Source organism: Shinella sp. (assembly GCF_052438155.1).
Classification (GTDB): domain Bacteria; phylum Pseudomonadota; class Alphaproteobacteria; order Rhizobiales; family Rhizobiaceae; genus Shinella.
The window spans coordinates 1-9,580 of record NZ_JBQVPI010000067.1 but is presented as its reverse complement, the minus strand read 5'-3'; the positions used below and the strand labels follow the sequence as shown (position 1 = coordinate 9,580).

Below are 9,580 nucleotides of genomic sequence, written 5' to 3'. Positions count from 1 at the left end.
TTAAATCAACCCGCGACCGAGCCGCAAAATCCACTCTTCCAAGGCCAAAAAAATCTCAGTTCATTTGACGACGGACACAAACGCCCTGCAGATGTGCGATCTCGCTCCACATCTGCAGGGCGGTCCCTCGCAGCTCGCGATACTGGTGAGATGGGATCTCGTGGCGTGGAATTTGGAAGAGGTTGGCGATTGGATCATGGATCGAGACGAAGCGCTGAAGCTGTCGTGGTGACTTGAAGCGTTTCATGATCCGCTCACGCCGTCGGACGGGGTTGATGAGAATTCTCCGCCCGGTTGTTCTAGCCCTTGTGCGAACGATGCTCGACGCCGGGCATGATTTCCCGCTTCGCGGCACCGTAGGATCGGAGCTTATCGGTGATCATAACACGCGGGGCAGAAACTTGCCCTTTCAAAAGCTTGCGCATCAAACGCTGCGCAGCCCTGGCACAACGATGGCGTTGGACCAGAACGTCGAGGACGAAACCATCCTGATCCACGGCGCGCCAGAGCCAGTATTTCTTTCCCCGAATGGTGATGACGACCTCGTCGAGGTACCATTTGTCACCGAGCCTGCCGGCTGAGCGCTTCCGGATGTCATTGGCGAAGTGCCTGCCGAATTTCTCCGCCCACAATCTCACGCTCTGGTGAGAGACGATGATGCCGCGAGCTGCCAGCATATCCTCGACCATTCGTAGTCTGAGCGGAAACCGGAAATAGAGCCATATGGCATGGCAATCACCTCAGCCGGAAACCGGTGACGACGATAGAGATGATCACGTGCGCATCTGGTCATGCCGACAGATGATCCCACATTTTTGATCGATGCTCGGTTAACGTTTCAGTGCCCGCAGGAGCGCATGTTGCTGTTCGACGCCAGGCAAGCGCCTGCGCAATAGTCGGAAGAGCGCTTTGCGCAAGACCCCGACGGCCTGCGCAAGCTGGCGGGAGAGGCTTGCCCTGAGCGCGCCTAGGTTCAGTCGACCCATCCGAATGGGATGCGGCCTTCAAAAACAGGAGCCATCCATGTCTGCCTACCTCGTTGTCGATCTCGACATTCACGACCATGACGCGATTGCCGACTACCGTTCCAAGGCCCTGCCGCTCGTCGCCGCAGCCGGCGGCCGGCTCGTTGCCCTTGATGAAGCCCCGCTCCAGCTTGAAGGCTGGGAGGCGAACAATATGCTGATCATCGAATTCCCCGATATGCAGGCGATCCGCGATCTTTTCGCCTCGCCGGCCTATGCGCCGCTGGCAAGGCAACGGCAGTCGGCGGCGGGATCGCGGATCATCGCCCTGCAAGGTTTCGAGCCTGCGTGACACCGGCTGGAAGTGGTGCGTGGGTTAAAAATCGGCGTGAGGGTGGCGGGATTGTTTGGTACTGGTAAACAATCCCGCCACTCATATCCTGTGAGGAAACCATGACGCCGACTGTCCAGGGCAGCGAATTTGCGCAGTTGCGAACCTTCGTCACCGTTGCCGAGCTGTTGAGCTTCAGCCGGGCGGCGGAGCGGCTCGGCATCACGCCGTCGTCGCTCAGCCAGACGATCCGCGCCCTAGAGGAGCGGCTGGGTATCCGCCTGCTCAATCGCACGACCCGCAGCGTCGCGCTCACGCCGGCCGGCGAGACGCTTTTGCTGCGCCTGCGCCCGGCGATGGACGAAATCAGCGCAGCGCTCGACAGCGCCGTGCGCTTCCGCGACACGCCGGCCGGGACGGTGCGTGTGCATGCCGCGCGGGCGGCGGCACAGGCCTTCATAACGCCGATGCTCGGCGCTTTCAGCCGGTCCTACCCCGAGATCACGGTTGACGTGACCGTCGACGATGCGGTTGTCGATATCGTCGCCGGCGGATGGGACGTTGCCATCCGGCCCGGCGAGGTGGTCGAGCGGGACATGATCGCGGTCGAGATCGGCGGCGCCCTCTCTCAGCATCCGGTGGCGACACCCGGCTATGTGGCGCAGCACGGCCTGCCGGAAACGCCGGAAGACCTGTTGAACCACACCTGCCTTCTTTGGCGCTGGTCGGGCCGCAGCCTTCCCTATGCCTGGGAGTTCCAGCGGGACGGCGGCTGGTTCGAACTCGTCGTGAAGGGGCCGATCATCACGAGCGACCGGAGCATGATCCTGTCGGCCTGCCTCGACGGGGCCGGCATCGCCTTTGCGACGAACCGGGAAACCGATCGCCTGATTGCCGAGGGGCGGCTCGTCAGAATGCTCGACGGCTATTGCGAACCCTATCCCGGATTTTTTCTCTGCTATCCAAGACAAAGGCAGATGGCGCCTGCCTTGCGCACGTTCATCGATGCCGTGAGAGCCGCGGCGCGGCAGGACGTCTAGGCACGCGGCCTTTGCCCCTCCCGCCGATTATGTCGTTCCTGCTAACAAGGAACGGTAGAAACCCGTCGATTATCCATTGCGACCGCATCAGCCATTCTCCTGGCTAACAGGGAACAGCCACGAATGAGATATGGAGCGTGTCATGGAAAACCTCACGAACATTACCATCCTGCGGGCCCGTCCCGGTCTGTCCGAGGCGCTTGGATGTGCGCTCGAACGGCTCGTCGCGCCCTGCCGCGCGGCGATGGGCTGCCTGCAGTATCGTGTGCACCGGTCGCAGGACGAGGTCGGCGTCTGGTGCATCTACGAGACCTGGCGGTCGCGGGCGGATCTTCGAGACAATCTCCGCCATGCGCGCATGGACGGGTATTTTCATCTGCTGCGCCATCTCGCCGAACCGGAAGTCGAGCTTCTGACCTTTTCCGAAGCCTCGCCCCTCCGGGCGGCTGCCAATGACACGGGCCTGGCGCGTCGATCCGGTTCCGGCGTGCGTGCCGATCTGCCGGCCTGAGCGAGAAGGACCGATTATACACTCGCGGCTAACAAGCCCTGTTGAGAGGCGCTGGATTATAAGCCTCGCCATCCGGGCCTAATCTTTCTTCCAGAGCCGGCGAGCCAGTCAAGGTCTTCGTCGCAGGCAAGGAGAATGTCATGGCAAAGCGGGTTTGGTTCATCACCGGCATATCGAGGGGGCTTGGATTTGCCCTCGCGCAAGTCGCGCTCGAACGCGGCGACGCCGTTATCGGCACGACGCGCAGTGGTGCCGCGCCGGAAGGATTGGCAATGCGGGATCTGCATGTGCTGCCGCTGGACATGGCAGACGCGGCATCGATCGAGCAGGCACTCGCCTCGGCCCTCGTGCTGCATGGCCGGATCGATGTCCTCGTCAACAATGCGGGATACGGCCTGCTCGGATCGGTCGAGGCGGCCGGGGAGCATGAAGTGCGCGACATCTTCGCGGTCAACCTCTTCGCCCCGCTAACGCTCATTCGCCACGCGCTGCCCAGGATGCGCGAACAGGGGCGTGGGCACATCGTCAATATCGCCTCGGTCGCGGGCATCGCGCCGGCGCCGGGCTCCGGCATCTATGCGGGAACAAAGGCGGCGCTGTCGGCGATCTCCTATGCGCTCGCCCAGGAACTGGCGCCGTTCGGGCTGTGGGTGACGGCCGTCGCGCCCGGCTCCTTCCGCACGGATTTCCTGTCGAGCCGATCGGCCCTGCGCAGCGGATCCACCATCGACGACTATGCCGCGACCAGCGGCCGGGCGGTCGATGGCCTCCTGAGCAAGGACGGCAAGCAGGCCGGCGATCCCCGCCAGGCGGCGCGCGCCATTCTGGAGGCCGTCGACGCGGAGGAGCCGCCGCTCGACCTGCTGCTCGGCAGCGATGCCCTCCAGCGCGCCCGCACCCGCCTCGATCGTTTCGACGACGACCTCAGGCAATGGGAGGACGTCAGCCGCAGCACCGATTTTCCGACGCGACGCCCCAGCGCCGCCTGACCAAGCAAACCCTCAACAAAGGATCAATCCCATGAGCAATATCGCAAACAAGATCGTTCTCGTCACGGGAGCCAGCAGCGGCATCGGCGAGGCGACGGCGCGCGCCCTGGCCAAGGCCGGCGCCGTGGTCGTGCTCGGCGCACGGCGTACCGATCGCCTCGAAACGCTAGCGGCCGAGATCGCTGCTGCCGGCGGCAAGGCGCTCACCCGGAGCCTTGACGTCACATCCCGCGCGGATGTCCAGGCCTTTGCCAATACCGCGCTCGATGCCTTCGGCCGCATCGACGTCATCGTCAACAATGCCGGCGTCATGCCGCTTTCGCCGATGGCCTCGCTGAAGGTGGACGAGTGGGACCGGATGGTCGACGTCAACATCAAGGGCGTGCTCTACGGCATCGCCGCCGTGCTGCCGGCCATGAACCGGCAGGGCGCCGGGCAGGTGATCAACGTCTCCTCCGTTGGCGGCCTCAGCGTTTCGCCGACGGCCGCCGTCTATTGCGCCACCAAATATGCGGTGCGGGCGATTTCCGACGGGTTGCGGCAGGAGAACGACCGGATCCGCGTGACCTGCGTCTATCCGGGCGTGGTGGAATCGGAACTCGCCGACACCATCACCGATCCCGCGGCCGCCGAAGCGATGGTCGCCTATCGCCGAATCGCCCTGAAGCCGGAGGCCATTGCCGAGGCGATCGTGCATGTGATCGGCCAGCCGGCGGATGTCGATACCAGCGAGATCGTCATCCGGCCCACCGCCAGCATGTGAGCGGAGGCTGCAATGTCAAACCGATTTGAATTAGCGACGGCAGGCCTTGTCGCGATGCTGCTCTGCATGGCCCCTGCCCAGGAAGGATATGCCCAGATGAAAACGATCCGGAACGCCCCCTACCAGACACACCCCTATGTCGGTATGTGGATCACCGTCGACGGCCGCATTCGCCACAACCTGCTGCCGAACGGCCGTTATGACGAGGCGCGTGGCCGCCGGGAGAGCGCCTACCAGGGGCGATACGAGGTTCGCGGCGACCATATCGACTATTGGGACGATACCGGCTTCACCGCCGATGGCGATTTCATCGACGGTGTGCTCCATCATGCCGGTATGATCCTCTATCGCGACGGCAAGAAGCTGGAATAGTCAGAAAGCCCTGGTTCTTTCCTTTTCCGTGGCGCTGGATATCCTTGATTCCGGCGCCACATCGGCATGAGGCCAATTACGGAGAGGGAGACGACCGTGGCTATGGACGAAACATCCGCCGGCCGTCCCGTCCCCGAGCGGACCTCCCCGATCGGGCTCGAAAACTACATCAGCGGAAACACGCTGATCAGCGGCGACGGGCCGGCGTGGCGGGATGTCTTCGTGCAGGTACTCTCCCGCCACCGCGTTCAACATCCCTTCCTGGTGCCCGCCGTCGCCGAGCCGCTCATCGTCTGGATCATGTCCGGCAATGCGGTCGTCGAGGAGCGGGATCTTGGCGGCGAATGGACGGCTAGTCGCGTCGCGGTCGGCGATTTCTTCCTGACCTGCTCGCCGGTGCCCTATGAAATGCGCTGGCAGGCCGAGGGTGAAAAACCCTTTCGGGTGATGCACCTGTACGTCTCCGTGCCGCTGTTCGAGCGGGTGGGCGAGGCGATGTTCGGCAAGGACGGCGGGAATGTGACGCTGAAGGATGTCTCCGGCGGCCGCGACGCGACGCTTTCGCACATCCTGAGCCTTCTCCACGAGGAACTGACGGCCGACGGCGGTGGCAGTCCGCTTTATGTCGAAGGGCTGGCGCAGAGCCTTGCTGTCCATCTCATGCGCCATTATGCCGTCGTCGACACCGAGATGCGTGCGCAGAACGCCTTGCCCGGCGCAAAGCTCCGGCGGGCGATCGCCTTCATGGAGGACCGACTGGAAGAACCGTTCGACCTCGGCCGCCTGGCGCAGGAGGTCGGCATCAGCGAATTCCATTTCAGCCGGCTGTTCAAGAAGGCGACGGGCCTTCCACCCTCGCACTACTTCATCCGCCAGCGGGTGGCCAAGGCCCAGCAACTGTTGCAGGAAACCGACACCAGCATCATCGAAATCGGCCTGACGGTCGGCTATTCCAGCCCCAGCCATTTCGCCCAGATTTTCCGTCGCGAAACGGGCCTTTCGCCGAGCGATTATCGCAGGGGTTAGCCCCAGCCGGCGGACAATAGAGCAAAATCACGACAGCCTTGGCAAGCCACCGGGAGAGGGGAAACCCGGGATTCCCTAGAGTTCTCCTTGTCGAAAGCGAACGCCTCTCCGCTTCGGAGCGGGTTTTCAAGCAACAAGGAGACAGATCATGACGAACATCAATGGTAAGGTCGCGCTGGTCACCGGCGCATCGAGCGGCATCGGCGCGGCAACGGCCCTGGCGCTGGCCGGAGCCGGCGTGAAGGTCGGCATCGCCGCCCGGCGCACCGATCGGCTGGACGCGCTGAAGGCCGAGATCACCGAGAAGGGCGGCGAAGCCCTGGTCATCGAGATGGACGTGGTCGATCCGGCCTCCGTCGAAGCCGGCGTCAAGACGCTGGTCGATGCCTATGGCGCGATCGACATTCTCTTCAACAATGCCGGCCTGATGCCGCTTTCCGACATCGACCAGTTCAAGACCGCCGAATGGCTTCGCATGGTCGATGTCAACGTGAAGGGCCTGTTGAACACGACGGCGGCCGTGCTGCCGCAGATGATCAAGCAGCATTCCGGCCACATCTTCAACACGTCCTCGATCGCCGGCCGCAAGGTTTTTAAGGGGCTGTCGGTCTATTGCGCGACGAAGCATGCGGTGGCCGCCTTCTCCGACGGGCTGCGCATGGAGGTCGGCCAGAAGCACAATATCCGCGTCACCTGCATCCAGCCGGGCGCGGTCGCGACCGAACTCTACGACCAGATCACCGATCCCGGCTATCGCCAGCAGATGGATGATCTCGCAAAGCAGATGACCTTCCTGCAAGGCGTCGACATTGCCGAGACCATCCTGTTTGCCGCGCAGGCGCCGGCCCATGTCAACGTCGCCGAACTCTTCGTCCTGCCGGTCGAACAGGGCTGGTAATCGCAAACCATCGGCCTTCCCATCGCGAATGGGGAGGCCGACGATCAAGGAGTTTTCCCATGAAGGAAGTACCGGCCTCCGGGGCCTTTCGCCAGCTCGAACCGGGCCCGATCGTGCTCGTGACGACCAGTTACAGGGGCAAGCCCAACATCATGACGATGGGCTTCCACATGATGATCCAGCACGCGCCGCCGCTGATCGGCTGCGTCATCGGCCCGTGGGATCACAGCTACAGCGCGCTGAGGGCCACCGGCGAATGCGTCATCGCCATCCCGACCATCGACCTTGCGGAGACCGTCGTCGATATCGGCAATTGCTCGGGTGACACTGTCGACAAGTTCGAGCGTTTCGGCTTGACGCAGCAGCCGGCGGGCAGCGTCGCCGCGCCGTTGATCAAGGAGTGCCTTGCCAATATCGAATGCAGGGTGGTCGATGTCGTCGAACACCATAGCCTCTTCATCCTCGAAGCGGAACGACTGTGGATCGACAACGACCACAGAGAGTGGCGAACCCTGCACCATCGCGGCGACGGCGTTTTTGCCGCCGATGGCAATGTGCTCGATCTCTGCGACCGCATGGTGAAATGGCGCCACTTTCCGCGATGACGCCATCATTGGCTCAGCAATCTTCGGGCATGGATGCCTAGCCGGATTCGGCATCGCCGAGGGCGGTTACCGCCGCCGGCACCCCGGCCTTGGCGTCGCTCGCCCATCGATCGAGGCCGCCGACTAGGGCGAGCAGCAGGACGATGACCACGGCAAGGGCTTCCACGAAGGAGGGGCGCGGGTGCCGTCGCGGGCGACAGGTAGCCTTGTCGCGTTTCTCGATATCCCAGAAGAGGGGATTCAGGCTGTCGCAATCCGACATGACGCTTTCCTTCGGAGGCCGTGTCACGGGACAAGGATCATCGGGCCGTCGCCGCGACGGTCGAGAATATCCGCATGCGCCTGCTGGGCCTTGGACAACGGGTATTTTCGCGCGCTGACCGCGCCGAACGCGCCGTTCCGCCAGGCTGCGAACACGTCGTCAGCGGCAGCCTGCAGGTTGTCTTCGTCACATGCTGGCCGGTGCTGCCGCGCACGAGGCGGATGCCGCGGCGGGCGAGGTCCGCCTCGTCGATGGCGCCGCCGCCGGAGGCCGCACCGATCACGGCGATCGTCCCGCCGTTGCGGATCGCACTGAGCGTGGCGGCGAAGGTTGTTGCCCCCACCAGTTCATAGACGATGTCGACACCGTCAGGAGCATGCGTGCGGATGGCGTCGTTCAGCCCGGCGGTATCATAGGCGAAGGCATGGTCGACGGCTTCGCGCAGGGCGGGCAGTTTGTGATGCGAGCCGGTTCCGATCACCGTCACCCCGCGCGCGCGCAGCCAGCGGGCAAGCAGGTTGCCGACGCCGCCCGTCGCGCCCTGCACGAGGACACGGTCGCCAGCGCCCGGCTTCGCCATGGCGTTGATCGCCATCCAGGCGGTCAGGCCCTTGGTGAGGATGGTCGCCGCCGTCTCGGCTGAGACGTCACCGGGCAATTTGACCAGCACGTCCTCGCTGGCGACCCGGCGGGTGGCATAGCTGCCCGGCGCGAAGAAATAGGCGACCCGGTCGCCGACGACAAAACGGCTGATGCCCGGACCGACCGCTTCCACGGTGCCCGCGCCTTCCACGCCCGCCACCGCCGGCAGGCCGACCTTGAACGTGCCGTTCCGGAACATGGTGTCGACGAAGTTCACGCCGATCGCCTCCTGCCTGATCAGCACCTCGCCGGCGCCGGGGGCGCGGGCATCTTCCTGTTCGACATGCAGGACGGACGGGCCGCCCCACTGGCTGTATTTGACGACGGTGGTCATGGCTTTCTCCATTGGGCAGGCGCGGCCTGCCGCTCGATTGCTTGCAACTGGGGGGGAAAGGGTGTGCCTAGCGGCGCCAGCCGTCGATGCTGAGCTTGCCGCCGCCGAGCGCGATGACGTGAAGCAGGCCGCCGGCCATGGCGACGTTCTTGAAGAAGTGGATGAACTGGTTGAGGTCCGCGAGATCGTTGTGGAAGCTGACGGCGGTCGCGACGGAGAACACGGCAAGCACCGCCGCAACGAAGCGCGTCCGGTAGCCGAGGACGAGGGCAGCGCCGCCGATGATTTCCACCACCAGTGCGGTGCCGTAGGCCAGCGTCGGGAAGGGTAGGCCGACGGATTCGATGTAGCCGATCGTCATGGCCGGGGCGGTCAGCTTGCTGAAGCCCGACAGCATGAAGATCAGGCTGACGAGGACGCGGCCGGCGGCCGGCGATACGGCCTGGACGGCGGCGGAGGTCGTCAGGTCTTCGACCTGGCGGGTGATTGCGATGTGCGACATGTTCGGTTCCCTTGAGATCGGCAGACCACCACGGCCGCCCTGTGAAAACGACTATGCCGTGATCGAACTCATCGTAAAAGCCGAATAAAATTGACGATAACGCTCTATAATCTCGAACGTATCGCCATCGCTTGCGCGATGAGGGTCTGGACGACGAAGGGGAGCGGGGCTGTGAAAAGGCTTCGTCAGCCCTTCCTGATCAGGTTGACGGCAACCAGCGCGCCGCCGAACTGCTGCATGAGTGGCGTCGCCTTAACCGGCTAGTGTGGATCGGGACGATAGTCTACCGGCATGACGGAAGAGGTGTGCGCCCACTACAAACGTCACCGCTTTCCGGCCG

The 9,580-nt window shown here is 63.8% G+C and carries 12 protein-coding genes and 1 pseudogene; 9 read left to right on the top strand and 4 right to left on the bottom strand.

Annotated features, from left to right (window positions below):
• Positions 1 to 55: 55 nt before the first annotated feature.
• Positions 56 to 793, bottom strand: a pseudogene (locus ACT6VE_RS33995) (IS6 family transposase).
• Positions 794 to 1,023: 230 nt separating this feature from the next.
• Between ACT6VE_RS33995 and ACT6VE_RS33990 the strand changes: the two are divergent.
• From ACT6VE_RS33990 to ACT6VE_RS33950, 9 genes are all read left to right on the top strand, one after another.
• Positions 1,024 to 1,317 (top strand): DUF1330 domain-containing protein, encoded by a 294-nt coding sequence (locus ACT6VE_RS33990; RefSeq protein ID WP_444802567.1) that lies wholly within the window; start codon positions 1,024 to 1,026, stop codon positions 1,315 to 1,317.
• Between the two features lie 101 nt (positions 1,318 to 1,418).
• Positions 1,419 to 2,336, top strand: coding sequence for a LysR family transcriptional regulator (locus ACT6VE_RS33985; RefSeq protein WP_444802566.1), 918 nt, complete (start codon positions 1,419 to 1,421; stop codon positions 2,334 to 2,336).
• Between the two features lie 142 nt (positions 2,337 to 2,478).
• Positions 2,479 to 2,847, top strand: a complete 369-nt coding sequence (locus ACT6VE_RS33980) for a putative quinol monooxygenase (protein WP_444802565.1) — start codon at positions 2,479 to 2,481, stop codon at positions 2,845 to 2,847.
• Between the two features lie 140 nt (positions 2,848 to 2,987).
• On the top strand, positions 2,988 to 3,836 hold the full coding sequence (locus ACT6VE_RS33975) for an oxidoreductase (protein WP_444802564.1): 849 nt from the start codon (positions 2,988 to 2,990) through the stop codon (positions 3,834 to 3,836).
• 31 nt (positions 3,837 to 3,867) lie between these two features.
• Positions 3,868 to 4,599 (top strand): SDR family oxidoreductase, encoded by a 732-nt coding sequence (locus ACT6VE_RS33970; protein WP_444802563.1) that lies wholly within the window; start codon positions 3,868 to 3,870, stop codon positions 4,597 to 4,599.
• Positions 4,600 to 4,665: 66 nt separating this feature from the next.
• Positions 4,666 to 4,971 carry an Atu4866 domain-containing protein gene (locus tag ACT6VE_RS33965; RefSeq protein ID WP_444802569.1) on the top strand — a complete coding sequence of 102 codons (306 nt, stop codon included), beginning with the start codon at positions 4,666 to 4,668 and terminating at the stop codon, positions 4,969 to 4,971.
• A 102-nt stretch (positions 4,972 to 5,073) separates the two neighbouring features.
• Positions 5,074 to 5,997, top strand: a complete 924-nt coding sequence (locus tag ACT6VE_RS33960; protein ID WP_444802568.1) for a helix-turn-helix domain-containing protein — start codon at positions 5,074 to 5,076, stop codon at positions 5,995 to 5,997.
• 148 nt (positions 5,998 to 6,145) lie between these two features.
• On the top strand, positions 6,146 to 6,895 hold the full coding sequence (locus ACT6VE_RS33955) for an SDR family oxidoreductase (RefSeq protein ID WP_444802562.1): 750 nt from the start codon (positions 6,146 to 6,148) through the stop codon (positions 6,893 to 6,895).
• A gap of 59 nt (positions 6,896 to 6,954) precedes the next feature.
• Positions 6,955 to 7,500 (top strand): flavin reductase family protein, encoded by a 546-nt coding sequence (locus tag ACT6VE_RS33950; protein ID WP_444802561.1) that lies wholly within the window; start codon positions 6,955 to 6,957, stop codon positions 7,498 to 7,500.
• A 37-nt stretch (positions 7,501 to 7,537) separates the two neighbouring features.
• On the opposite strand, the gene ACT6VE_RS33945 is transcribed toward ACT6VE_RS33950, so the two are convergent.
• From ACT6VE_RS33945 to ACT6VE_RS33935, 3 genes are all read right to left on the bottom strand, one after another.
• Positions 7,538 to 7,762 (bottom strand): hypothetical protein, encoded by a 225-nt coding sequence (locus tag ACT6VE_RS33945; protein ID WP_444802560.1) that lies wholly within the window; start codon positions 7,760 to 7,762, stop codon positions 7,538 to 7,540.
• 37 nt (positions 7,763 to 7,799) lie between these two features.
• Entirely contained in the window at positions 7,800 to 8,738 is a 939-nt protein-coding gene (locus tag ACT6VE_RS33940) for a zinc-binding dehydrogenase (protein WP_444802559.1), read from the bottom strand.
• A 67-nt stretch (positions 8,739 to 8,805) separates the two neighbouring features.
• Positions 8,806 to 9,240: a DoxX family protein gene (locus ACT6VE_RS33935; protein WP_444802558.1), complete on the bottom strand. Its 435-nt coding sequence runs from the start codon at positions 9,238 to 9,240 to the stop codon at positions 8,806 to 8,808.
• Between the last annotated feature and the right edge of the window lie 340 nt (positions 9,241 to 9,580).

Excerpts from the sequence above, each read along its gene's own strand:
- ACT6VE_RS33990 (WP_444802567.1), top strand. The coding sequence starts at position 1,024 with ATGTCTGCCTACCTCGTTGTCGATCTCGACATTCACGACCATGACGCG.
- ACT6VE_RS33985 (WP_444802566.1), top strand. The coding sequence starts at position 1,419 with ATGACGCCGACTGTCCAGGGCAGCGAATTTGCGCAGTTGCGAACCTTC.
- ACT6VE_RS33980 (WP_444802565.1), top strand. The coding sequence starts at position 2,479 with ATGGAAAACCTCACGAACATTACCATCCTGCGGGCCCGTCCCGGTCTG.
- ACT6VE_RS33975 (WP_444802564.1), top strand. The coding sequence starts at position 2,988 with ATGGCAAAGCGGGTTTGGTTCATCACCGGCATATCGAGGGGGCTTGGA.
- ACT6VE_RS33970 (WP_444802563.1), top strand. The coding sequence starts at position 3,868 with ATGAGCAATATCGCAAACAAGATCGTTCTCGTCACGGGAGCCAGCAGC.
- ACT6VE_RS33965 (WP_444802569.1), top strand. The coding sequence starts at position 4,666 with ATGGCCCCTGCCCAGGAAGGATATGCCCAGATGAAAACGATCCGGAAC.
- ACT6VE_RS33960 (WP_444802568.1), top strand. The coding sequence starts at position 5,074 with ATGGACGAAACATCCGCCGGCCGTCCCGTCCCCGAGCGGACCTCCCCG.
- ACT6VE_RS33955 (WP_444802562.1), top strand. The coding sequence starts at position 6,146 with ATGACGAACATCAATGGTAAGGTCGCGCTGGTCACCGGCGCATCGAGC.
- ACT6VE_RS33950 (WP_444802561.1), top strand. The coding sequence starts at position 6,955 with ATGAAGGAAGTACCGGCCTCCGGGGCCTTTCGCCAGCTCGAACCGGGC.
- ACT6VE_RS33945 (WP_444802560.1), bottom strand. The coding sequence starts at position 7,762 with ATGTCGGATTGCGACAGCCTGAATCCCCTCTTCTGGGATATCGAGAAA.
- ACT6VE_RS33940 (WP_444802559.1), bottom strand. The coding sequence starts at position 8,738 with ATGACCACCGTCGTCAAATACAGCCAGTGGGGCGGCCCGTCCGTCCTG.
- ACT6VE_RS33935 (WP_444802558.1), bottom strand. The coding sequence starts at position 9,240 with ATGTCGCACATCGCAATCACCCGCCAGGTCGAAGACCTGACGACCTCC.